Raw genomic sequence first — 24,137 nt, forward strand, 5'->3', positions numbered from 1 at the left:
GTGGGAGCGGGCTTGCTCGCGAAAGCGGTCTGCCTGCTGAAACCGTCGTTGGATGTGCCGCCGTCTTCGCGAGCAGGCTCGCTCCCACAGGAGACCTGCGGCGTGCACAAAACCAGCCTCCACAACCGACCCCATGTGGGAGCGAGCCTGCTCGCGATGACGGCTTCGACAACAGCGCAAATCCCCCGGCCCTGCCCGTGAGGTGGCGATGAAACCGATAACCATCATCGGCGCCGGCCCGGCGGGTATCCGTGCCGCGCAGACCCTGGTCGCCCACGGCCTGTACCCCGTGCTGCTGGACGAAGCCGCCCGCGGTGGCGGGCAGATCTATCGGCGCCAACCGGCCAATTTCAAGCGCCCGCCGGACAAGCTCTATGGCTTCGAAGCACACAAGGCCAATGCTATCCACCAGACCCTCGACCAATTGCGCGGACAGCTCGATTACCGTCCCGATACCCTGGTATGGAATGCCGAGGCCGGCCTGCTCGATACTTTGCATGCAGGCCGCGCCGATCGCCTCGAATACGCCGGCGTGATTGTCGCAACCGGCGCCACCGACCGGGTCCTGCCCGTGCCGGGGTGGACCCTGCCCGGGGTGTACAGTCTGGGCGCGGCGCAGATCGCCCTGAAGTTCCAGGGGTGCGCCATCGGCGAACGGGTGGTGTTCGCCGGCAGCGGCCCGTTGTTGTACCTGGTGGCCTATCAATACGCCCGAGCCGGCGCGAATGTGGTCGCAGTCCTCGACAGCTCACCTTTTAGCGCCCAGGTCCGTGCCCTGCCCGACCTGCTGGTACAACCGACCACCCTCGCCAAAGGCCTGTATTACCGCGCCTGGCTGACCGTCCATGGCATCGCCGTGCATCAAGGTGCGAGCCTGGCGCGTGTCGAAGGAGAACGGCGGGTGCAGTCGCTGACATGGCGCAACGCAAGCGGCGAACACACACTCGATTGTGACGCGGTGGCCTTCGCCCACGGCTTGCGCAGCGAAACCCAACTGGCCGACCTGTTGGGCTGCGATTTCACCTGGAACACGCTCAATCGCGCCTGGCTGCCCCAACGGGACCGCGCCGGGCGCAGCAGCGTGCCGGGGATCTATCTGGCCGGTGACGGTGCCGGCATCATGGGCGCCGACGCGGCGGAAATGGCCGGTGAACGGGCGGCCCTGGCCTTGCTTGAAGACCTCGGCTACGCCACCGATCCGCAGCGTTGCACGCAACTGGAACAAGCCCTTGAACGCATCGGTCGGTTCCGCGAGGGCCTGGAGCGCGCATTTGCCTTTCCTGAACACTGGGCTGCCAACGCCGCCGATCAACTGATGATCTGCCGCTGCGAAGAAGTCAGCGCTGGCGACATCCGCCGCGTGGTGAGCGAAGGCCATTGGGAAATCAATCGGGTCAAGGCCCATTGCCGGGTCGGCATGGGGCGCTGCCAGGGACGGATGTGCGGTGCCGCCGCCGCGGAAATCATTGCCTGCGAGAGCGGCCGCGCCATCGCCAGCATCGGCCGCTTGCGGGCCCAGGCGCCGATCAAGCCCGTACCGTTCGGCCTGGAGGTCGAGCCATGATCGAAGTGGATGCGGTGATCATTGGCGGCGGTATCGTCGGCGCCTCGGCGGCGCTGTTCCTGAGCCAGGCCGGACGCCGGGTGGCGCTGTTGGAACGCGACTTCTGTGGCTCGCACTCCAGCGGCGTGAACTACGGCGGTGTACGTCGCCAGGGTCGACCGCTGTCGCAATTGCCCTTGTCGCAACGGGCCCATGAAATCTGGCGCCAGTTGCCCCAGTTGATCGGCATCGACGGCGAGTACCAGCGCAGCGGTCATCTCAAGCTGGCTCGCAGTGCCGCAGACCTGCAAGCGCTGCACGACTACGCCGCCGCCAGCCAAGGCTTCGGCCTGGATTTGCAACTGCTTGATCGCACGGCCCTGCGCGCGCGCTTTCCGTGGGTCGGCACCGTCGCGGTCGGGGCGTCGCTGTGCCCGGAAGACGGCCATGCCAATCCGCGCCTGGTGTCGCCAGCCTTCGCCCAGGCCGCGCGCCGGCAGGGTGCGCAAGTCCACGAACAATGCGCCGTCAGCCATGTTGAGCACGACGGCCAGCGCTTTATTGTACGCACCGCAACGGGCCTGACGTTCCACGCGCCCTGGCTACTGAACTGCGCCGGTGCCTGGGCCAGCCAGTTCGCCGCGCAATTTGGCGAAGCGGTGCCGATGCACGCCGGGCACCCGGCGATGCTGGTCACCGAACCCTTGCCCTTGGTCATGGATGCCAGCACTGGCGTCGAGGGCGGTGGCATCTACGCCCGCCAGGTCTCGCGCGGCAATTGCGTGCTGGGAGGCGGCCAAGGTTTTGCGCTGGATGCCGCTCGCGCCCGGCCCGGCCAGAGCGCCGTGTTGGACATTCTGCGCCAGGCCGTCGAGCTCTACCCGTTTTTGCAAGGCGCCCAGGCGATTCGTACCTGGAGCGGCACTGAAGGTTACCTGCCCGATCGCCAACCGGTGATCGGCCACAGCAGCACCCAGCCCGGTCTGTTGCACGCGTTCGGCTTTGCCGGCGCGGGCTTCCAGATCGGCCCGGCGGTGGGCCAGGCGCTCACCGAGATCATCTGCAGCGGGGCTTCGTCCACGCCGCTGGATGCGTTTTCCATCACCCGGTTTCACTCCATCTCCGTTGCTTGATAGAGGAAGGTCGCGCCAATGAATAACGTCAAACGCAGTGCACTGTTCGGTTTCTGCTCGCTGGGTTCCGCTTGCCTGGGCGCCCTGCTCCCGGTCACCCAGGCGTTGGCCGAGCCGACGCTTTACCTGGGCATGAACGGCGGCACCATGGAGCGGCTCTACGCCGACAAGGTCTTGCCGGCTTTCGAGAAAGCCAACAACGTCAAAGTCGTCATCGTGCCCGGCACCTCCGCCGACATCCTGGCGAAAGTCCAGGCCAGCAAGGGCAACCCGCAGATGCACGTGATGTTCCTCGATGACGGCATCATGTACCGCGCCATCGCGATGGGGTTGTGCGACAAACTCGAGGACAGCCCGACCCTGGCACAGATCCCGGCCAAGGGACGCATCAAGGATCAGGCCGTGGCGGTCAGCCTCGGTGTGACGGGGCTCGCCTACAACACCCGGCTGTTCAAGGAAAAAGGCTGGAATACGCCCACCTCCTGGATGGACCTGGCCGATCCGCGCTTCAAGGACAAAGTGGTGTTCCAGTCGATGGCCTCGTCTACCTTCGGCCTGCACGGATTCTTGATGTTCAACCGGATCCAGGGCGGGAGCGAAACCGACGTCGAGCCGGGCTTCAAGGCGTGGCCGAACACGGTGGGCCGCAATGTGCTGGAGTACATCCCGAGCTCGGCGAAGATATCCGAAATGCTGCAAACCGACGAAGCCGCGCTATTCCCCCTGACACCGACCCAGGTGACCGCGTTGAAACTCAAGGGCATGCCGGTGGAATATGCCCAGCCGAAGGAAGGCGCCGTGGTCCTCAACGTCGCCGAATGCGCCATCGCGCAGAACACCCAGCCGGAACTGGCGCAAAAACTTGCAGAGTTCCTGCTGACCCCGCAAGCCCAGGCCATCGCCCTGGAAGAAGGCGACCAGATTCCGTCCAACCCCAACACCCCGACCACCGACAAGACCCGTGGCCAGGTAGAGGCGATGAAGCAATACCTGGAGACAGCGATTGCCGTGGATTGGGACCAGGTCAACGAACAACGCCCGGCCTGGAACGCCCGCTGGAACCGCAGTGTCGAGCGCTAGGACACGCTTTGCAGTTATCATGCGGCCAATTCACACCGAATTGAACAGATAACCTGTGGCGAGGGAGCTTGCTCCCGCTGGGCTGCGAAGCAGACCCCAAGCCTGACACCAAGGTGTGTCAGCCTGATTGCATGGCCGCTTTTGGGGCTGCGATGCAGCCCAGCGGGAGCAAGCTCCCTCGCCACAGGTCTGTGCTGGTTTCAGTATTTGTGCCCGCCCCTTGATCAACAGCGAACCCTCCCATGCACACCCTCGCCCAACTACGCGCCGGCCAGCTCTCGGGGATTACCCGGCTGGACCTGGCCTGCGGCTTGACGGAGTTTCCCCGGGAAATCTTCGAGCTGGCCGATTCCCTCGAGATCCTCAACCTCAGCGGCAATCAGCTGGACACGCTGCCCGACGACCTGCATCGGCTGCCCCACCTGCGTGTGTTGTTCTGCTCGGATAACCGCTTCACCGAACTGCCCGAATGCCTGGGCCGTTGCAGCGCGTTGACCATGGTTGGTTTCAAGGCCAACCGCATCACCCGTGTCACGGGCGTCGCGCTGCCGCCAAGGCTGCGCTGGTTGATCCTGACCGATAACGACGTCGAAGAGTTGCCCGACGAGCTGGGCCAACGCCCGCACCTGCAAAAACTGATGCTGGCCGGTAACCGTTTGCAGCAGTTGCCGGCGAGCCTGGGCCAGTGTCATCGCCTGGAACTGCTGCGCATCGCCGCCAATCAACTGACCGAACTGCCGCAATGGTTGTTGGAACTACCGAGCCTCAGTTGGCTGGCCTACGCCGGCAACCCGCTGGAAGCCCAAGCGGAAGCGGCGGCCCTGAATACCACTGTGCCTATCGACTGGTCGCAACTGGCGCTGCAACAACCACTGGGTGAAGGCGCATCCGGGGTGATTTTCCAGGCGCTCTGGCAAGCCCCCGGCCAGGTGGCGCGAAACGTCGCCGTGAAGCTATACAAAGGCCAGATGACCAGCGACGGCTCGCCCCTGCATGAAATGCATGCCTGCATCACGGCCGGTCGACACCCGAACCTGATCGACGTGTTGGGCCAAGTCACCGGGCACCCCGAGCAACAGGCCGGGCTGGTGATGGCGCTGATCGAGCCCAGCTACCGCAACCTCGCCGGGCTGCCGAGCCTGGCGTCATGCACCCGCGACGTGTATGCCGATGATCTGCGCCTGAGCGCCCCGGCGGCATTGCGCATCGCTCACGGCATCGCCTCGGCGGCGGCGCACCTGCACCGCCAAGGCATCACCCACGGCGATCTCTACGGGCACAACATCCTGTGCAATGACCAGGGCGATTGCCTGCTGGGCGATTTTGGCGCGGCGTCGTTCCACGCCATCACGGATAACCTGCAAACCCGCGCACTGCAACGCATCGAGGTGCGGGCCTTCGGGATTCTGCTGGGGGAATTGCTGGCGCGGATCGAACCGGCGCTCGCGGCACAGGATCTTGCATGGCTGCAGGATTTGCAGGCGCGCTGCTGTCAGCCGGAGGTGCTGGCACGGCCGGGGTTCGATGAGATTGAAGGTTTGCTCCGTGACCGTGGCGAGGGAGCTTGCTCCCGCTGGGCTGCGAAGCAGCCCTGATCCGGCACCGCGGTCTGTCAGTAAGACCGCGTCGGCCCATTTGCGACGGCTTCGCCGCCGAGCGGGAGCAAGCTCCCTCGCCACAGGGTGTACTGCTTACCCCGCCAACCCGACAAACATGTCCTGCACGTCATCGTGATTGTCGAGGCCTTCGAGGAAGGCTTCGACTTCGGCCATCTGCTCATCGCTCAAGCCGCTGACCGGGTTCTTCGGCTGGTAGCCCAGCTTGGCCGACAACACGGTGAAGCCCTGCTCCGGCAAGGCCTTCTGTACCGCATCGAGGTCGGCAGGGTCGGTGATAAACAACGTCGCGCCTTCGTCACCCGGCTCGAAATCCTGGGCACCGGCCTCGATGGCGGCCATTTCCGGATCGGCATCCGGGCTGTCCGGCGCGGCTTCGATCATGCCGACATGGTTGAAGTCCCACGCCACCGAACCCGAGGCGCCCAGTTGGCCCTTGCGGAAGGCGACGCGAATTTCGGCCACGGTACGGTTGATGTTATCGGTCACGCATTCAACGATCAGCGGCACCTGGTGCGGCGCGAACCCTTCGTAGGTGACGCGGTGGTATTGCACGGTTTCACCGAGCTGGCCAGAACCTTTCTTGATCGCGCGTTCCAGGGTCTCGCGGGGCATCGAGGCCTTTTTCGCCTGCTCGACCACCAGACGCAAGTGCGCGTTGGTCGCGGTATCAGCGCCGTTGCGTGCGGCAATGGTGATTTCCTTCACCAGCTTGCCGAAGATCTTGCCCTTGGCGTTGGCAGCCGCTTCTTTGTGTTTAACCTTCCACTGTGCGCCCATTACTCACTCTCTTGTCTGACGCGCCGAGACATCTGCCGGCCGGCGCTGTGGCGCAAGTTTATACGGCCTAAACCGGCTGATCGACCAAAAAATTCACCCTGTCGGATCGACATTTTCACAGTGTGTTGTAGGGCGTTTCTGAAATAGCGGCTCACAAGCACCATTTCCTCCCGTGGTTTCGTACCCTCTGTGCCTCTCTCCCCGCCAGTAGGAGGCGCGATGCGCAACGACACGGAAAGTCCCTTCAGCCTGACGCTCACGCAAAGCGATTTACAGTTGCAAGTCTTGCGCTTCAATGGCCGCGAAGCCCTCAACCAGCCGTACCGTTTCGACCTCGAATTGATCGGCCTGGCCCCGCCGATAAACCCCGACCTGCTATTGGGGCACCCGGCCTTCCTGCGCCTGGACCGCGACTCGGGTATCCATGGGATTATCCACAGCATCAGCCTGAGCGCCCCGGCACCGCGGCGTATCGGTTATCGCTTGACCTTGGTTCCCTACCTGCAGCAATTGGAACAAGGCCCACGGCGCCGGGTTTTCCATCGGCTCAGGGTGGTGCAGGTGCTGCAACGCCTGCTGGAAGACAACGGCCTGCCCGCCGACAGCTATCGTTTCGAGCTGCCCCACGGGCAGTATCCATGCCGCCCATTCTGCATCCAGTACGACGAAAGCGACCTGACCCTCCTGCAACGGCTGTGCGAGGAAGAAGGCATTCATTACCACTTCGAACACACCCCCCAGGGCCACGTCCTGGTGTTTGCCGAAGACCCGAAGAGTTTTCCCACACGGCCCGTCGAACTGTCCCTGCGCCCGAACGACAATTCGATACCGGCCATCAAGCGCTTGTATTTGCGTCACCACGGGATGCTGCCTGGCTTGCCCATCGGGTTCAGCGATCGGGCCACGACCGACACCGAGGCCTGGGCGGCGAATCAACCCATTGAGCAGATCGACCATGAGGCCATGCACGGCGACCCGGCCTTGACTCACCGGTACCAGGCCGGTCGCCGCCACCTGGAACGGTTACGCTGTCGGCAGCGGGAAATCCATGGCCACAGTGACCAACCCGCCCTGCACGGCGGCGACATCGTGCAGATCTGCGAGCACCCGGTTTCCACGTTCAACGATCAATGGCTAATCACCGAGGTCCAGCACCGCGGCCGGCAGTTTTCGATTCTTGAACCGGACCTCCCCACCACATCGTCGGCCCGTGACTACCACAACCGCTTCACCGCCATCCCCTGGGCCACGGTGTTCAGGCCGGCCCTCAAACACCCCAAGCCCTGCATCCCCGGGTATCACCGGGCCCATGTACTCGGCCATCCCGGCCAACCGGCCCAGTCCGATGAGCGCGGGCAAGTCAGCGTCAGCCTCTGGGCGCCGGACCAGGAAGGCATCACGTTGCCCGTGTCGCGACTGACGCTGAACAACAGCCCCTCGCTGAGGGCCGGCAGCGAAGTGCTGGTCAGTTTTCTCGATGGCGACCCCGACCGGCCGGTGCTGTGCCCAGGGACTGTCGATACCGGCGCAGGACACGCCGCCGCCCCACCGAAACCGTTCCGTGGCAACCCTGATGCCGGACTTCTGTTGGACTGGCTGCTGAACCCGCCAAACTTCACGCCCTGAGCCGGCGCGTGGCTTCTTGCCGGCAAACCTGATCTGGCTCAAGCAAACCCAGCGAAACGGGCATACAGTGGAGACACAACGCCGCTCTAGACGGCGCTTTGCCCTGATTGCTGGAGATACCGCGATGCCCTGGAAAAACTCGGAAAGCCGCTACAGTACCGTCACGGTAACCTTGCATTGGCTGATGCTGGTGCTGCTGGCCGTGGTTTATGCCTGCATTGAGTTGCGGGGAATTTTCCCCAAGGGCAGTGGTGGCCGGACCCTGATCAAGGAAGCGCATTTCATGCTTGGCCTGACCGTGTTCCTGCTGGCCTGGCTGCGCCTGTTCGCCCGCACCAGGGGCAAGGCACCGGCAATTTTCCCGGCCTCCCCCGCCTGGCAAACCCTCCTCGCCCGCCTGATGCACTGGGCGCTGTATGTATTCATGATCGCCATGCCGCTGCTGGGCTGGCTGATCACCAGCGCCGAAGGGCACCAGGTGATGTTCTACGGTTTCGATTTGCCGTTGCTCATCGATCAAGACAAGGACTTTGCCAAGCAACTGGAAGGCTGGCACGTGCTCGGCGGCACCATCGGCTATTGGTTGATTGGCCTGCATGCCTTGGCGGGGCTGTATCACCACTACGTGGTACGCGACAACACGCTGTTGCGGATGATGCCCAAACGCGGCTGATCGCTGTCAGTCGAACCCTCGGCGCCCCTGCAGGCCGCCGGTGTGGACAAAAATCAAACGGGTGCCAGGGGTAAACCTTCCGGCCTCGACGTGCACCTTGAGCGCCATCAAGGCCTTGCCGGTGTACAACGGTTCCAGTTCGATGGCCGCCGTGGTTTCGATGAAGGCAGTCAGCTCGGCATCGACCCGGGCGAAGCCACCACGGCTGCCGTCGAGCAATTCATAACGCGGATGACAAAGCCCCGCCTCCCCCACGATGCGCTCGACCTGCTGGGCCACGCCATGGTCCGGGGGCACCGCCAGCACACCGTAGACCGCACGCTTGCCCGCTTCGGCCAGCACCAGCCCGGCCAGTGATGTTCCCGTGCCGCAGGCCAGCCACCAGCCGTGATAATCCGCCCACCCCAACGCCGCCAATTGTTGACCGACACTGGCCGCCCAGGCCATGCAGCCTTGTGCCCCAGGCAATCCCGAACCGCCCTCGGGCACCGGGTGCAAATGTGGATAGCGGGCCTGCCACGGCCCCCAAAAACCTGGGGCATGTCGCTCTCGGTATCCGCCATAACCCAACCAATGCAATTCCATGCCGAATGCTGTCAGGTCGCGCACCGTCGGTGTGCCCTGGGGGTGACCGCGCAGCAGCCCGACCGTGGGAAACCCGAAGCGCTTGCCGGCCGCCGCCAGCGCATGCAAATGATTGGAATAGGCCCCGCCCAGGCTCATGACACCCTCGGCACCGGCCTCCTGGGCGGCGCGCAGATGATGGATCAGTTTGAACCACTTGTTGCCGCTGATCAGTGGATCGATCCGGTCCAGGCGCAACACCGCCACTTCAACACCGGCACGGGCGAGCCAGTCCAGGTGAAGGGGTTCGAGTCGGGGTTGGGGATGCCAGTCGAGGGCAGGAAGCAGCATGGCGGCAGGCCGGAGGAAATAGGCTGGCATCTTACCAGCTTGGTCGCGAAGAACCTGACACCACCAAAACCTGTGGGAGCGGGCTTGCTCGCGAAGAGGCAGGCACATCCAATATTTTCATTGACTGACACACCGCCTTCGCGAGCAAGCCCGCTCCCACCTGGAATCGGCGGCGACCTTGGCTTCCATATTTGCAAGCTAAGGTCGCGCCCACAGTTTTTGTGCCTTACAACTGCGCCGCCAACCGCGAGCCCTGGTTGATCGCCCGCTTGGCATCCAGCTCAGCCGCCACATCGGCACCGCCGATGAGATGAACGGTCTGCCCTGCCGCTTCCAGGCCTTCCTGCAACTCACGCAGCGGATCCTGGCCGGCGCAGATCACGATGTTGTCCACGGCCAGCACTTGCGGCTCGCCGGCTTCGCCGATGCGGATGTGCAGGCCGTCGTCGTCGATCTTCAGGTACTCGACGCTGTTGAGCATCTGCACCTGCTTGTTCTTCAGGCCCGTGCGGTGAATCCAGCCGGTGGTCTTGCCCAGGCCGTCACCGACCTTGGACGTCTTGCGTTGCAGCAGGAATACCTGGCGTGCCGGTGCATGGGGTTCGGCCTTGATCCCGGCGACACCGCCGCGCGCTTGGAGATGGGTATCGATCCCCCACTCCTTCCAGAACGCCTCACGGTCCTGGCTGGTGGCGACGCCCTGGTGAACCAGGAACTCCGACACGTCGAAGCCAATACCGCCGGCACCGATCACCGCGACACTGCGCCCCACCGGCTTGCGTTCGAGGATCACGTCCAGGTAGCTCAAGACCTTGGCATGCTCCACCCCGGGAATCGCCGGCACCCGGGGGGCGATGCCGGTGGCGAGGATGATCTCGTCGTAACCGCCGGCCACCAATTGCGCCACATCCACCCGGGTGTCGAGGCACAGCTCGACATGACTGGTCTGCAATTTGCGCTTGAAGTAGCGCAGGGTTTCGAAGAACTCTTCCTTGCCCGGCACGCGCTTGGCGACGTTGAACTGGCCACCGATTTCGCTGGCCGAATCGAACAGCGTCACCTGGTGCCCGCGTTCGGCCGCCACCGTGGCCGCGGACAACCCGGCCGGGCCAGCGCCAACCACGGCGATTTTCTTCACCTGGGTCACCGGCAGGTAGTTCAGCTCGGTTTCGTGGCAGGCCCGCGGGTTGACCAGGCAACTGGTGAGCTTGCCGCCGAAGGTGTGGTCCAGGCACGCCTGGTTGCAGCCGATGCAGGTGTTGATTTCATCGCTGCGACCGGCAGCCGCCTTGTTGACGAACTCCGGATCGGCCAGGAACGGCCGCGCCATGGAAACCATGTCGGCATCGCCTTCGGCCAGGATCTGCTCGGCCACTTCCGGGGTGTTGATGCGGTTGGTGGTGATCAGCGGGATGTTCACCGAACCGCGCAGCTTGGCCGTGACTTTGCTGAACGCCGCCCGTGGAACCTTGGTGGCGATGGTGGGAATCCGTGCTTCGTGCCAACCGATACCGGTGTTGATGATCGTCGCGCCGGCCTGCTCGATGGCCTTGGCCAACTGGACGATTTCGTCCCAGGTGCTGCCGCCTTCCACCAGGTCAAGCATCGACAGGCGAAAGATGATGATGAAGTTCGGGCCTACCGCCTCGCGCACCCGACGGACGATTTCCACCGGCAGGCGCATGCGGTTTTCATAGCTGCCGCCCCAACGGTCGGTACGGTGGTTGGTATGAGCCGCCAGGAACTGGTTAATGAAATAACCTTCCGAGCCCATGATCTCGACGCCGTCATATTCCGCCTTCTGGGCCAGGACCGAGCAAGTGACGAAATCGCTGATCTGCTTCTCGATACCCTCCTCGTCCAGTTCCTTGGGCTTGAATGGGTTGATCGGCGCCTGGATCGCACTCGGTGCCACTTGCTTGGGGCTATAGGCGTAGCGCCCGGCGTGAAGAATCTGCATGCAGATCTTGCCGCCGGCCTCATGCACGGCCCGGGTGACGATCTGGTGCTTGAGCGCCTCTTCCTCGGTGGTCAGCTTGGCCGCGCCGGAGTAAACACCGCCCTCGTCGTTCGGCCCGATCCCACCGGTGACCATCAGGCCCACGCCGCCCCGGGCGCGCTCGGCGAAATACGCCGCCATGCGTTCGAAGCCGCCGGGTTTCTCTTCCAGGCCGGTGTGCATCGAGCCCATCAGGGTGCGGTTGCGCAACGTGGTGAAGCCCAAGTCCAGCGGGGCCAGCAGGTGCGGGTAATGAGAGGCGGTCATCGGTAACTCCACAACGGGCGATCACGGAATAAAGCGCAAGCTCTGCGGCTTGCGTCTGTCATGGCCCACAGCGTAAGAGTCCGGCTGCGGCTGCTCAATGACCGTAACTGACAAATTAATGATCCAAATGTGCAGTCACCCATCAGGTGCCGCGTGACTCTCGGTGGGGTAAGCCAGTCCTACCAACGCTGGCTCACGTGCTCAAACCAAAAAATAACGCTAATAACAGAGTCGTCATTGCATGCATCCCCAACGAAAAATGCTGCACAACGAGTTGCACGCCCGCCCGTCGTTGTATTTCGACGAACCGGCCCACGTCTTCCACTTGGCATTCCTGGGCGACAACGCCCAGTGCAACGCACTGCTCGAGCGACTGTGCCCCGATACCTTCGCAGCAGACGCCGCGCAAGGCATCACCCGCCTGGAAGGCCATCCGCTGAAGTGGGAGCGCCACGCCGAATTCTTTACCCTGACCCTGGTCGTGCCTGCCAGCAGCAACGATCTGCAATGGACGACACTGCCCGCAAGCCTTGCCCGGGGCATCGAAGGTCACACCCAGCACCTCATCAATGCCGTTCAGGTGGTGGTGCGCGCCGAAGCCGGCCTCGACCTGCCCAGCTACGGTTTCAAGGACCCTTGCGGCTCATGCGTGGGCGGTGGCGATGCGGTGGTCTGGAGCGATTTTCGCCTGACCGAGGACGGCACCAATCGCCTCTTGTTCATCAACCGACGGCTCAACGCCTATCGCCAGGGACGGATGATTCGGCGCCTGTTGGAAATCGAGACCTATCGCATGATGGCCTCCTTGTCCCTCAGTATCGCCAAGGCACTGGACCCGCAACTGAACGAATTCGATCGCACCCTGGTGAGTCTCTCCGAGCGCAACGCCAATGCCAGCGGCGTGCATGCCAAGGCCCTGTTGGAGGATATCGCCCTGCTGTCGCGCCAGGTCGTCAGCAGTTCGGTCAGGACTCGCCACCGCTTCAGCGCGACCCGCGCCTACGCGCAACTGGTGTTCGAGCGCCTGGGGGAGTTGCGCGAAAGCCATTTGGGAGATTGCCAGCGTTTGGGCGTGTTCATCGAACGCCGCTTCAAGCCCACGGTGCGTTATTGCGCCGCCACTGAACAGCGCCTCGAACAACTGGCCATGAGCGTCGCCAACCTGGGCGACCTGCTGCAAGCCCGCGTGCAAGTCGAGATGGAAGACCAGAACGCCGAGATCCTGCGCAGCCTCAATGCCCGCGCCGATGCCCAGATCAAGATCCAGCGCGCCGTGGAAGGCCTGTCGATCATCGCCATCACGTACTACCTGATCAACCTGTTCAAGTTGGTCTACAGCGGGTTGCACACCTTGGGCGCACACCTCTCGGCCCGCGACGCGCTGCTGGGCATGACGCCACCGGTGTTGTTGATCATGTTGCTGATTCTGATCCGGATCAGGAAGGCCAAGAGTCACTAGCCGCCCTGCCCAGCGCGAAGGGCGTCCACGGGATCCATGGACGCCTTTGCGGACGCTTGCCGTGCGTACAAATCCTCACCCGCCCTTCGCTAATCCCTTGTTTTACCGTACCCTGCCCCGTGACGCTTGATGAAAAATCACGAACCTGAACACGGCCGCTGACTGTTCCCCCATGCGCAAATTTCTGTACTTGCTGTTTTCACTGGCCTTGATTGCCGCCCTGGTCACCTATGCAATGTGGACGACGGATCGGCCGGCCGGCCATTACCTGTCAGACCTGCGCATCACCCTGGCGGTCGACCAGGGCACGCCGGCCGACCGTGGCAATCTGCTGGGCATCCAGCCCGAACTGTTCCCCACCGACTACCAAAGCCCCGAGCGCCTGCATCGCAAACTGGCGGCCTATCTGCAGGCAGCCCGCGACCAGGGTTTTCTCAATGCCAAGACCGTCGTGGTCCTGCCCGAGCACATCGGCACCTGGCTGATGGTCGGTGGCGAAAAAGACGAGTTGTACCAGGCCACCACCCTGAAGGAAGCCATGAACTGGCTGGCGGTGAGCAATCCGCTGGCGTTCGTCCAGGCGCTGGTCAGCGCCGAGGGCAATAACCGATTGGACGATGCCTACCTGCGCATGAAAGCCGAGCGCATGGCCCGTGATTATCAAACACTGTTCGGCGGGCTGGCCAAGGAGTTCGGCATCACCCTGGTGGCGGGGTCCATCGTGCTGCCCGAACCCAGCGTCAACGAAGGCGAGCTGAAAATTGGCCGTGGCGCGTTGTACAACAGCAGCCTGGTGTTCGGCAGCGATGGCCGGCCGATCGGCCAGCCGCAACGCCAACGACATCCGGTGTTCGAGCAACAGGATGTGCTGGGCGCCGAGCACCCGGCCGCCCCCCTGGTCATCGACACGCCTGCCGGGCGCCTGGGCGTGCTCATCGGCAGCGACAGTTGGTACCCGCTCCACTACCGGCAGCTCAATGAACAGGGTGCGCAACTGATCGCGGTACCCGCTTTTGTCATCGGTCGCGGCGCCTGGGACCAGCCCTGGAGCGGTTATAAAGGCCTGTCCACGCCGAGCGAAGTGAGCCTCAAGCCTGGCGAAGTGAGTGAGGGGCAAGCCTGGCATCGCCTGACACTGACCAGCCAGTTGCCTATCAGCCAGGCCCGGGGCGGCGTCAGCGTGTTCCTGCGCGGGCAGTTCTGGGACAGCGGCAGTGCCGGCCAGAGCTTCATCAGCCACAACGGCCAGCACTTCCCCGACGGCGAAGCCCGTGGCGCCCGCCTGTTGAACTTGTGGTTGTAAACGTGAAACCGCAGCCGATGCGCCTGGGGGACCTGTCGGTAGGCTTCGTCCATAGCCTGGCTGACGCGGTCGCCAGCCATGGGCAAGACCCCAAGCCCCTGCTTGAACAGTACGGCCTCGACGCCGCGCGCCTGGCCGAGCCCGGGGCACGCCTGTCGATTCCACGGTACATGCGCCTGGGCCACGCCGCGATTCAACAGACCCAGGACCCGGCCCTGGGCCTGCGCATGGGTCAGCTCGGCCGTTTGAGCCAGGCCGGGCTGGCCGGCGTCACCGCGGCCCAGGCGCCGACCGTACGCGAGGCGGCCCGCTGCATGATCCGCTTCGAGCCGCTGTACGGCTCCAACTATCGCGGCCAATCGAGTTTCCATGAGGATGCCCGCGGCGCCTGGCTGCGGTTCTATTCCATCAGCCCGTATAACGCCTACAACCGCTTCGTCGTGGACTCGATCATTGCCGGCTGGCTGGCGCAATTGTCCAGCGTCAGCGGCGTCGCGCTGCGGCCCGAACGCATAGACATCGAATTCGAGGAACCGGCGTATCAGGAGGCCTACCGCACACTCGGTGACTGCCCGATCCAGTTTGGCGCCGAACAGAATCAACTGCGCCTGGGCCTGGACAGCCTTGCCCAGCGCAACCCGCAGCATTGCCCCAGTACCTGGCATCACCTGGTTCAGTTATGTGAACGGGAACTGGAACAGCTGACCCGCACCCGCAGCCTGCGCGAGCGCATCATCCAACTGCTGGGACCGTTGCTCAGCGGCGGCCGGGAACCCGACCTGGAAGAAGTGGCGGCTCGCCTGAAGCTGCCGACCTGGACCCTGCGTCGCAAGCTGGCCGAGGAAGGCACGCAGTTTCGCGCCATCCTCAACGACACCCGTCGCGACTTGGCCATGACCTACATACGCGATACCGAACTGGCGTTCGGTGAAATTGCCTACCTGTTGGGGTTTGCCTCAGCCGAAGCCTTTCAACGGGCCTTCAAGCGTTGGAATGACCAGACGCCTGGGGAGTTTCGCCGTAGCCACAGAGGGCGTTGAATTTCAAGCGTTGGGCTTGTTGCTCAAACCTTGCTGCTTGCAACTCGCTTACAACTCCGTTGCATCTTCGGCGGGTTCCAGCGGGTCCAGTTCGTAGGCCTGGTATTCCAGCAGCTCTTCCTGATAATCATCCATTACGCGTCCTTCCCCTGTCGTTGAACCAATGCCTGATGGCGCTGGCATCAGCATAAAGCTGCTATATGAACAAAACATGAAGCAAAGGCTTCATGAATTAAACGTAGCACAGGGTCGGGAAATTACTGCGTGAAGTGTGGCAGGAAGTAACTCCCTGCCACTGGATCTCAGGAGGCCGGAAGCGGCTGGATCGGCTCGGTCGGGGCCGGCAACGAGCTGGACGGTGGTGGTGGCGGTGTCACGGTTTCTGTCGTCGGCGCAGACTCGAACGATTCAGGCGCAATCGGCGCGGGCTCGCTCGGCGGTGCGACAGGCTCCGACACCGCAGGAGCGGTTTCGACGGGGGCCGGCGCAGCCTCCTCGACGGGTGTGGCCGCTGCAGGCGCAGGCGCAACAGGCTCGGCCGCTGGGGCTGGAGCCAGATCTGGAGTCGGTGCAGGCATCAAGGCGGCCGACTCGGCCTTGGTTTCCGGTACACCCAGCTCGGCCTTCGGTTTGTCGGCATTCTCGGCGGCTTTCTTCGCTTCGGGAGGCAGGAACAGCTCTACCAAGGCAAAGAAACGCTCATAGAACTTGGCCGCCGACACGGTTTCGCTGGCGACCTTGACCATCGAATCATCCGAGGAGCCGATCGGCATCGACACCGAACCCAGCACGCCCACGCCCAGGCTGGCGGAGTTGTTGGTTTTCTTCAGGGCATAACGGTCCTGCAAGGCGTTGGCGAACATGGTCGCCCGGTGCCCGGTACCGCCATCTTCGGCACAGACCAGGTTGAAACTGATCTCCATATGGGTTTCGCCGGTCTGCTGGAAACTCTTGTGACCGCTGACCAGCTTCGGATCGCTGCTGGTGATGATATAGCCCTGGCTGAGCAACGCCCGGCGCCCGGCTTCGCAGGTGGCCGCGTCACTCACCGGATACGTGCGCGAGAACGTGCCGGAATCATCGAAGTTCTCGTGCTCATAGATGGCGGTTTTCTTCGACGAGCAACCGGCTGCGGCGGCCAGCACCAATGCAAGCCCTACGGTGCGCATGGGAAATGATTTGAACATTGAACATCCTGAGAGAAACGGTCCGGGGCGTATTGTGCAACAGAACGCGACCAGGCAGCGTGGCTAATCTTGTTTCATGGGGAGTGCGAGTTTACTGGGGGTTGTTTGCAGGAAAAAGATGTCAAGCCGGTAGATCGACGAACACCCGCCTCCAGGCAACAACCAGATACAAAAACCCTGGTTGTTCGGCCTGTCTCTGTTCATTTAGGGAAAGCCCACGGGACTTGAGAAATACCGTGTGGACATATCCTTAGAGCCGAGCGTCGGCGCTCTCATTGCGAAACGCGCTGGGGCTCATGCCGGTCCAGCGCCGGAACGCCCGGCGGAAGCTGCGCACATCGCTGTAGCCGACCTCTTCGGTAATGCGCTCGATGGACAGCTCGGGGTTGGCCAGCAGGTTCAGGGTGCGGCCGCGGCGCACCTGTTCGAGCAAGGTCTCGAAGGTCAGGCTGTGTTCGGTCAGGCGCCGACGCAGAGTGCGGCTGCTCATGTTGAGGTCGCTGGCGATTTTCTCGATGTGGCTGCCCCGGGTCAGGTCCCGGGCAATCGCCCGTTCCACGGTCTGGATCAGGTCGATCTTCTGGTGGACCTCGCAGGCCTCCTGCTCGAGCAAGGCCAATGCCTGGCGCAGCGCCAGCGGGTGGTGATTGGGCAAACGCATGTCCAGCCAGCGCACGTCGATCAGCATGCGGTTGTGCCGACAACCGAAGCGCACCTCAGGCCCCAGGATCCGCTGGTACGCCTGGGCATAGGACGGCGCGGCATGCATGAATTCCACGGCCTGGGGCTTGAAATCGGGCCCCGCCAGCGCCCGGCCGTAGACCATCAGGCTGGCGAAGAACTCTTCCACGGCAAACACCTGGATCTCGGCAAAAGGCAGGCGGCAAGTGGCCTCGACCATGATCCGGTCAGTGGCCTCTTCGACACGGGTCACGGCGATGCCGCCGGTGGTGTGCTGGTAACGAACCCCGAGGGCGAAGGCATCGCGCAGGGTTTCGCACAGCGACAAGACGTGCCCCAGCAGGCCGAGGGTGCCGAGCACGTTGCGATCACCCACCCATAACCCCAGCCCCTGGTCAGGCAACAGCTTGAGTGCCCGTTGGATCATGACCACGGCCTGGCGATAGGAAATGCGCTGGGCGGGATCTTGCAGGTCATCGAGGCCGAACCCCAGGCCGCGACACAGGCTGGCGGCATCGAAGCCCTTGTCCGCCACCACCTCGGCCAACGTTTGCAGCAAAAATGGCGATACCAGCGCCAATTCATAGGTGGGGTCGATGACTTTCATCTGCATGGGGCGGGTTCCGGAGCACGTTAGGTGGCGTTTTTGTAACCGGTTATTTCATAAAGTTAGCATGAGCCGCTGGATAGAGGGGTAGAAAAATCTGGCCGCCCAAGTCCCCTGTCTGGCCGCCAATACCCTGCCCTGTCGGCGGCGAACGGCTTATTTGTATGACTCGGACCTCCGGTGCATTTCCAACAATAATAATGAGCCCCCCACATGAACCCGACCCGCACGACATTCGCCTTGCAATTGACCCTCGGCCTGGCCTGCGGCGCAGCCCTGCCCGCCTTGGCCACCGAATCGGGGGTCGACAACATCGGCCCTGGCACCGATGGCTTTTTCGTGTTGCCGCTGGAAGTCGACAGCCTTCCCGACCACATGGTCGCGTTCAACCTCTACTACAACCATTACAAGGCCCGGAAATTCAACATCAGTTCGTTGGGCGGCGAAGTGCCGGACGTCGAAATCGAATCCACGGCAGTGGTCCCACGTATCGATTACCTGAGCCCGTTGCGAGTGGCCGGTGGACGCGCGGGGATCTACATCGCCCAGCCCTGGCTCAAGCAGGAAGTCTCGGTGTTCGGCCTGCATGACACCCGTGAAGGCATGGGCGACACGACTATTTCACCCATTGTGCTTTGGGACATGGGCAAGCACCTGACCTTGGCCGCGGCGGTGGAAATCACCGTACCCACCGGCGAATACAGCACCGATCGACTGGCCAACACCAGCAACAATTTCTACACCTACAAGCCGCTGTTTTCCTTCACCTGGTTGCCCACGGAAGACACCGAGGTGTCGATGAAGACCACCTACAGCTTCAACCGCAAGAACAAGGACACCGACTACCGTTCCGGGCAGATTTTCCACTTCGACTATTCCGCCAGCTACCGCGTGACCGACAACCTGAGGCTGGGGCTCAACGGCTACTACCTCAAGCAGACCACCGACGACAAACAGTACGGCCGCACCGTGCAATTCGCCGGTCAGGATGTGGACGACGGGGTCCGCGGCCAGGTCTTCGCCATCGGCCCGGCGCTGCACCTGACCTTCCTCAAGTACGCCAGCGCCGAGATCCGCTGGGCCAAGGAGTTCGAAGTGGAGAACCGCACCGAAGGCGAAATGCTCTGGGCCAAGATCAGTATTCCGTTTGCGTTCTAGAGGGCTTTTTTGGCTGTTGGGCTTTTAGGACTTTTGTGGCGAGGGAGCTTGCTCCCGCTCGGCGGCGTAGCCGTCGTAAGCCGGCTGAGGTGATCTGTCTGGAAAATTGCGTTATCCGATTTGGGGCTGCTGCGCAGCCCAGCGGGAGCAAGCTCCCTCGCCACTAAGGTTGTGCCTGGCAGGACAGAATCAGCTAACCAGCCATTTGAAACCTCAGCTCACCCCCAGAATCGATGCAAGGTGCCCATTGAGAAACTTGCCGCCAGGGTCCAATACCTGGCGCACCTGGGTGAATTCAGTCCAGCGCGGGTACAACGCCTGGAGTGCCTTGGCGTTCAGCGAGTGCAGCTTCCCCCAATGCGGACGGCCCTGGTATTTCCAGAAGATCGGCTCGATGGCGGCGAAGAAATTGTGATGGTCCATCTGGTAATGCTGGTGCACGGAGATTGAGCAACTGTCCCGGCCTTGGAACATGCTCAAGGCAATGTCGTCGGCCTTCACGTAGCGGTATTCGATGGGAAACCAGGTGCGCAGGTCCTTGTCGCGGATCAGCGCGAGGATTTCCCGCAGGCACGCCGGGCCGTGTTCGGCCGGGACCGAATATTCCATCTCGTTGAAACGCACGGTGCGGGCGTTGGCGTAGATGTCATGGGAATCACCGACGCGGTCATCGAAATCGGCCACCAGCCGCAGGCTGTTGAGCAACGCGCGCCGGATCGCTGGAAAATCGCTACCGTACTTGTCGAGGTTTTCGATCAGGGAGACGAACTCGTTGCCGCCCTCCTCCTCGGGACTGATCGGCGGCGTGGCCGGATCGGTGGTTTCGTTCAGGGTGATCGACAGCGCATAGTCGGAATGGGTGACGACTTGCATTTCCCAGTGCTGGTTGTCCCGGATGTTGGTGTGCACGTCCTCGAGCAACTCCTCGGTTTTCGCCACCCACTGGTGCTCGCGCAAGCGATAGGCCGCGCGGTTTTGTAACCGCACGCGGGTCACCAGCCCCAGCGCGCCAAGGGACACCCGGCCGGCCTGGAACACCTCGGGATGACGCTGGGCATCACAATCGAGGACCTCGCCGCTGGCCGTCACCAGTTGCAGGCCGACCACTTGGGAGGCGTATGAGCCAAAGGCCTTGCCAGTGCCATGGGTCGAGGTGGCGATGGCACCGGCCAAGGTCTGGTAATCGACGTCGGCCATGTTCGGCAGTGCCTGGCCGATGGCCTTGAGCGCCGGGCCCATGCGGGACATGGGCGTGCCGCCGCCGAACTCGGCTTGCAGGCTGGCGCCGTCGTGGTCCAGCAGGCCACTGAAAAAACTCAGCGACAACAAGGTGCCGTCGGTGGGCACCAGGGCGCTGAAGGAATGCCCGGAACCCACCGGCCGAATCCGCCCTTCGGCGCGGCGCACCACCTGCACCAGTTCGTCGAGGTCCTTGGGGGCCAGCCGCGCGGCCGGCAGGCAACTCTGCGCACCGGACCAGTTACGCCACGGGATCAAGCGAGGCGCGCGCATCAGCTCGGCCAGGGCGCCCTGGCTGCCCAGTGCGGTAAAGGCGGCGACAACGCCGGCCTGTTGCAGCAACCGACGCCGTGAGTAGTCCATCGTCATGCCGAAAGTACCCGTATTTATTATTGGAAGTGTTGGCCGGACATGAAGGCAATCAGGGCCAGGAACTGCTCTTCGGAACAGTGCATGCACAGGCCCATCGGCGGCATGCCGTTGTAGCCGTTGATCGCGTGGTCCAGCAGGGTCTCGGCGCCCTGGGCGATCCGCGGGGCCCAGGCGTTCGTATCGCCGGTCAACGGCGCCCCGGCGCCGGGGTTGGCGTGGCAGAGTTTGCAGCTGCTGTCGTAGACCTGGGCCAGTGCTGCATCGCTGGGCATGGCCGTGAACACCGTCGGCGCGGGGGGCTTGGGCTCTTCGCCGCAGCCGGCGAGCAGGCTGCCGAGCAGCACGATGACGGCGGAGTGAAGCAAGGTTGAAGGCGTGATTGCCAACATAGGGCCCCTCTTGGCTGCGCTTTTCTTGTTGTGGGTCAACACTAAGGCACGCCAGCGCGTCGGCTGAGGTCATTGGGGGCCAGAAAAGGGGGCTTGGGCGGCCAGTTGCCGGGGCACCAACGACCTTTGTGGCGAGGGGATTCATCGGTGGGCTCTATGGGTTCTGTGGGAGCAAGGCTTGCCCGCGAAGCAGGCGACTCGGTTCCAGATAGACCGTGTGTTCTTCATCGCGGGCAAGCCTTGCTCCCACAGAGCCCACAGAACCTTGCCTCCACAGAGCCTTGTTCCACATAGAGGCTCGCCACAGGGATATTGCGTGCTCAGGGCAACAACAACCCCTGCTCGCGCTCGCACAACTGCACCACGTAATCCCACAACACCCGCAGGCGGACGGATTTGTGCAGTTCGCGACGGGTGCTGATCCAGTAGCTGCGGCGGATGGTTTCGTCCGGCAGCAGCGGCATCAGCGTCGGGTCGCCGCTGGCCATGTAGCACGGCAACACGGCGATCCCCAGGCCCGAGCGCGCGGCCTGTTGCTGGGCGATAACGCTGGTGCTGTGAAACACCACCCGAGGGTTGCGGCAAAAGCTGTTGAGAAACATCAGTTCCTGGCTGAACAACAGGTCGTCGACATAACCGATCCAGGCATGGCGGCCCAGGTCCTCGCGGCTGCGCAGTGCTGGCGAGCGATCCAGGTAGGCCTGGCTGGCGTACAGCGCCAGGCTGTAGTCGGTGAGTTTGCGGGTCACCAACAGGTCGGCCGCCGGGCGTTCGAGGTGGATGCTGATTTCCGCCTCACGGTTGAGGATGCTGACAAAGCGCGGCACCGCCACCAGCTCCACCTCCAGCCCCGGGTAGCGCTGGAACAGCCCGTCCATGCGACTGGCGAGGAACATGATGCCCAGCCCTTCGGTCACCCCCAAACGGATCTTGCCCAGGGGCGCACTGGACTGGGTGATGTCCTCCTGGGCCAGCAACGCCACGTTCTCCATGGCTTCGGCGTGCTTGAGCAATGTCTCGCCGGCCGGGGTCAGTTCATAGCCCTGGGCATGCTGGACGAACAGCGCAGTGCCGAGGCTTTTCTCGATGGCCTCGATGTGCCGGGCCACCGTGGCGTGGGTGGTGTTCAGCCGTCGGGCAGCCGTCAACAACCGCCCGCTGCGTTGCAGCTCCAGGAAATAGCGCAGGTCATTCCAGTCGAACATGGGGCGATCCTTGAACGCGCCTGAAGGCGGGACTGTTTATAAACGCACAGCGGCTGCGCAAAAACTAACATTCTTTTGACGAAAACTAACAACTAGGATGGCTCCCACAACAACAAGAATGAGGTCGCGAATGCAACCTGTCGTCGATGAATACGATTACGTGATCGTGGGCGCCGGCCCTGCCGGGTGCTTGCTGGCCAATCGGCTTTCGGCCAACCCGCAACACCGGGTCCTGCTGCTCGAAGCCGGTGGGCGCGACAATTATCCATGGATTCACATTCCGGTCGGCTACCTGTTCTGCATCGGCAATCCACGCACCGACTGGTGCTTCAAGACCGAAGCGCAACCGGGCCTGCAAGGCCGCGCCCTGAGCTACCCGCGCGGCAAGGTCCTGGGCGGTTGTTCCTCCATCAACGGCATGATTTACATGCGTGGCCAGGCTGCCGATTACGACGGCTGGGCCGCCGCAGGCAATCCCGGCTGGGCCTGGAAAGACGTCCTGCCGCTGTTCCGCCAGAGCGAAAACCACTTTGCCGGCGCGTCTGAATTCCACGGTGACGGCGGCGAGTGGCGAGTCGAACGCCAGCGCCTGTCATGGCCGATTCTCGATGCCTTCCGCAGCGCCGCCGAGCAGAGCGGCATTCCCAGCGTCGATGATTTCAACAGCGGCGACAATGAAGGCTGTGGCTATTTCCAGGTCAATCAGAAAGCCGGGGTGCGCTGGAACGCGGCCAAGGCGTTTCTCAAGCCGATTCGCCAACGCGCCAACCTCACCGTATTGACCGACGTCGAGGTCGACCGGGTGTTGCTGCGTGACGACCGCGCCCATGCCGTCAGCGCTCGCTGGCAAGGCAAGGGCATGACCTTCAAGGCCCGCAAGGAAATCGTCCTGTGCGCTGGCGCCGTGGGTTCGCCGGGGATCCTGCAACGCTCCGGGATCGGCCCGCGCAGCTTGCTGCAACGCCTGGGCATCGGCGTGACCCATGAGTTGCCCGGTGTCGGCGGCAACTTGCAGGACCACCTGCAACTGCGGCTGATCTACCAGTTGGAAAACGCCCGCACCCTGAACCAGATCGCCGGGAGCCTGTGGGGCAAGATGGGCATGGGCCTGCGCTATCTGTACGACCGCAGCGGCCCGCTGTCCATGGCCCCCAGTCAACTCGGCGCGTTCGCCCGCTCGGGCCCGGAGCAGAGTTCGGCCAACCTCGAATACCACGTGCAACCGCTGTCCCTGGAACGCTTCGGCGAACCGCTGCACAGCTTCCCGGCGTTCACCGCGTCGGTCTGCGACCTGCGCCCGCAAAGCCGTGGCCGGGTGGACATTCGTTCGGCCGACCCACACGAGGCGCCGCTGATCCAGCCCAATTACCTGAGTCACCCCGAAGACTTGCGAGTCGCCGCCGACGCCATCCGCCTGACCCGACGCATCGTCGCGGCACCGGCCCTGAGCGCGTTCAAACCGGTGGAATACCTGCCGGGCCCCAGCCTGCAGACCGAAGAGGAACTGCACCAGGCCGCCGCCCGCATCGGCACGACGATTTTCCACCCGGTCGGCACATGCCGCATGGGCCAGGACGGCGATGCCGTGGTGGATGCGCAACTGCGCGTGCAGGGCATCAAGGGCCTGCGCATCGCCGATGCCTCGATTATGCCCCGCATCACCTCGGGCAATACCTGCTCGCCGACGCTGATGATTGCCGAGAAGGCGGCGCAGATGATGCTTGAGGCAGACACCCGAATCACGACGCCGCAAAAGGAGCCTGCCACGGTCTGAAAAACCACCAGCAGCGACAGCAGCAGCCCGAGGGTGGCCGTGGACTGAATCCAACTGGTATGAAAACCGCGCTTGCCCATTGGCGCATGCT

20 protein-coding genes and 1 pseudogene are annotated in these 24,137 nt (G+C 63.3%); 11 read left to right on the top strand and 10 right to left on the bottom strand.

Annotated features, from left to right (window positions below):
* Positions 1-208 precede the first annotated feature (208 nt).
* The 4 genes from HU767_RS26365 to HU767_RS26380 all read left to right on the top strand — a co-directional run bounded on the left by HU767_RS26365 (position 209) and on the right by HU767_RS26380 (position 5,351).
* A complete protein-coding gene (locus HU767_RS26365) occupies positions 209-1,564 on the top strand; it encodes an FAD/NAD(P)-binding oxidoreductase (RefSeq protein WP_186730878.1) in 1,356 nt (451 codons plus the stop codon).
* A complete protein-coding gene (locus HU767_RS26370; RefSeq protein ID WP_186730879.1) occupies positions 1,561-2,676 on the top strand; it encodes an FAD-dependent oxidoreductase in 1,116 nt (371 codons plus the stop codon). The genes HU767_RS26365 and HU767_RS26370 overlap by 4 nt, the downstream gene beginning before the upstream one ends.
* 18 nt (positions 2,677-2,694) lie before the next feature.
* Positions 2,695-3,756 (top strand): ABC transporter substrate-binding protein, encoded by a 1,062-nt coding sequence (locus HU767_RS26375; RefSeq protein WP_186710617.1) that lies wholly within the window; start codon positions 2,695-2,697, stop codon positions 3,754-3,756.
* A gap of 242 nt (positions 3,757-3,998) precedes the next feature.
* A complete protein-coding gene (locus tag HU767_RS26380; protein ID WP_186730880.1) occupies positions 3,999-5,351 on the top strand; it encodes a leucine-rich repeat-containing protein kinase family protein in 1,353 nt (450 codons plus the stop codon).
* 96 nt (positions 5,352-5,447) lie between these two features.
* On the opposite strand, the gene HU767_RS26385 is transcribed toward HU767_RS26380, so the two are convergent.
* Complete coding sequence (locus HU767_RS26385) at positions 5,448-6,152, bottom strand: YebC/PmpR family DNA-binding transcriptional regulator (RefSeq protein ID WP_186710613.1); 705 nt, start codon at positions 6,150-6,152, stop codon at positions 5,448-5,450.
* Between the two features lie 219 nt (positions 6,153-6,371).
* Here HU767_RS26385 and tssI point away from each other — a divergent pair, with 219 nt between their 5' ends.
* Positions 6,372-7,778 carry a type VI secretion system tip protein TssI/VgrG gene (tssI, locus tag HU767_RS26390; RefSeq protein ID WP_186730881.1) on the top strand — a complete coding sequence of 469 codons (1,407 nt, stop codon included), beginning with the start codon at positions 6,372-6,374 and terminating at the stop codon, positions 7,776-7,778.
* Between the two features lie 124 nt (positions 7,779-7,902).
* Entirely contained in the window at positions 7,903-8,451 is a 549-nt protein-coding gene (locus tag HU767_RS26395; RefSeq protein WP_186730882.1) for a cytochrome b, read from the top strand.
* Positions 8,452-8,457: 6 nt separating this feature from the next.
* Here HU767_RS26395 and HU767_RS26400 read toward each other — a convergent pair whose 3' ends face one another.
* Complete coding sequence (locus HU767_RS26400) at positions 8,458-9,366, bottom strand: pyridoxal-phosphate dependent enzyme (RefSeq protein WP_186730883.1); 909 nt, start codon at positions 9,364-9,366, stop codon at positions 8,458-8,460.
* A gap of 226 nt (positions 9,367-9,592) precedes the next feature.
* A complete protein-coding gene (locus HU767_RS26405; RefSeq protein WP_186710599.1) occupies positions 9,593-11,632 on the bottom strand; it encodes an NADPH-dependent 2,4-dienoyl-CoA reductase in 2,040 nt (679 codons plus the stop codon).
* A gap of 241 nt (positions 11,633-11,873) precedes the next feature.
* Between HU767_RS26405 and HU767_RS26410 the strand changes: the two genes are divergently transcribed.
* From HU767_RS26410 to HU767_RS26420, 3 genes are all read left to right on the top strand, one after another.
* Positions 11,874-13,091, top strand: a complete 1,218-nt coding sequence (locus HU767_RS26410) for a DUF3422 domain-containing protein (RefSeq protein WP_186730884.1) — start codon at positions 11,874-11,876, stop codon at positions 13,089-13,091.
* A 172-nt stretch (positions 13,092-13,263) separates the two neighbouring features.
* The gene (locus HU767_RS26415; protein ID WP_186730885.1) at positions 13,264-14,394 is read left to right on the top strand and encodes a carbon-nitrogen hydrolase family protein; all 1,131 of its coding nucleotides are present in this window, start codon (positions 13,264-13,266) and stop codon (positions 14,392-14,394) included.
* A 2-nt stretch (positions 14,395-14,396) separates the two neighbouring features.
* Positions 14,397-15,434, top strand: coding sequence for an AraC family transcriptional regulator ligand-binding domain-containing protein (locus tag HU767_RS26420; RefSeq protein ID WP_186730886.1), 1,038 nt, complete (start codon positions 14,397-14,399; stop codon positions 15,432-15,434).
* Between the two features lie 48 nt (positions 15,435-15,482).
* On the opposite strand, the gene HU767_RS29125 is transcribed toward HU767_RS26420, so the two are convergent.
* The 3 genes from HU767_RS29125 to HU767_RS26430 all read right to left on the bottom strand — a co-directional run bounded on the left by HU767_RS29125 (position 15,483) and on the right by HU767_RS26430 (position 17,915).
* Positions 15,483-15,617, bottom strand: a complete 135-nt coding sequence (locus HU767_RS29125) for a hypothetical protein (protein ID WP_264083855.1) — start codon at positions 15,615-15,617, stop codon at positions 15,483-15,485.
* A gap of 119 nt (positions 15,618-15,736) precedes the next feature.
* The gene (locus HU767_RS26425; RefSeq protein WP_186730887.1) at positions 15,737-16,621 is read right to left on the bottom strand and encodes a DUF2242 domain-containing protein; all 885 of its coding nucleotides are present in this window, start codon (positions 16,619-16,621) and stop codon (positions 15,737-15,739) included.
* 250 nt (positions 16,622-16,871) lie between these two features.
* A complete protein-coding gene (locus HU767_RS26430) occupies positions 16,872-17,915 on the bottom strand; it encodes an AraC family transcriptional regulator (RefSeq protein WP_186730888.1) in 1,044 nt (347 codons plus the stop codon).
* A 207-nt stretch (positions 17,916-18,122) separates the two neighbouring features.
* Here HU767_RS26430 and HU767_RS26435 point away from each other — a divergent pair, with 207 nt between their 5' ends.
* On the top strand, positions 18,123-19,067 hold the full coding sequence (locus HU767_RS26435; RefSeq protein WP_186710591.1) for a transporter: 945 nt from the start codon (positions 18,123-18,125) through the stop codon (positions 19,065-19,067).
* A 213-nt stretch (positions 19,068-19,280) separates the two neighbouring features.
* Here the strand turns inward: HU767_RS26435 and HU767_RS26440 are convergent, their stop codons facing one another.
* From HU767_RS26440 to HU767_RS26450, 3 genes are all read right to left on the bottom strand, one after another.
* Positions 19,281-20,579, bottom strand: coding sequence for a D-arabinono-1,4-lactone oxidase (locus tag HU767_RS26440; protein ID WP_186730892.1), 1,299 nt, complete (start codon positions 20,577-20,579; stop codon positions 19,281-19,283).
* Between the two features lie 116 nt (positions 20,580-20,695).
* Positions 20,696-21,067, bottom strand: a complete 372-nt coding sequence (locus tag HU767_RS26445; RefSeq protein WP_186730889.1) for a c-type cytochrome — start codon at positions 21,065-21,067, stop codon at positions 20,696-20,698.
* A 320-nt stretch (positions 21,068-21,387) separates the two neighbouring features.
* Positions 21,388-22,272 carry a LysR family transcriptional regulator gene (locus HU767_RS26450; RefSeq protein WP_186730890.1) on the bottom strand — a complete coding sequence of 295 codons (885 nt, stop codon included), beginning with the start codon at positions 22,270-22,272 and terminating at the stop codon, positions 21,388-21,390.
* Between the two features lie 130 nt (positions 22,273-22,402).
* Here HU767_RS26450 and HU767_RS26455 point away from each other — a divergent pair, with 130 nt between their 5' ends.
* Positions 22,403-24,046, top strand: a complete 1,644-nt coding sequence (locus HU767_RS26455; RefSeq protein ID WP_186730891.1) for a GMC family oxidoreductase N-terminal domain-containing protein — start codon at positions 22,403-22,405, stop codon at positions 24,044-24,046.
* 2 nt (positions 24,047-24,048) lie between these two features.
* Here HU767_RS26455 and HU767_RS28995 read toward each other — a convergent pair.
* Positions 24,049-24,137, bottom strand: a pseudogene (locus tag HU767_RS28995) (hypothetical protein); the annotation flags it as partial.

This window comes from Pseudomonas sp. SWRI179 (assembly GCF_014268705.1).
Lineage (GTDB): Bacteria > Pseudomonadota > Gammaproteobacteria > Pseudomonadales > Pseudomonadaceae > Aquipseudomonas > Aquipseudomonas zanjanensis.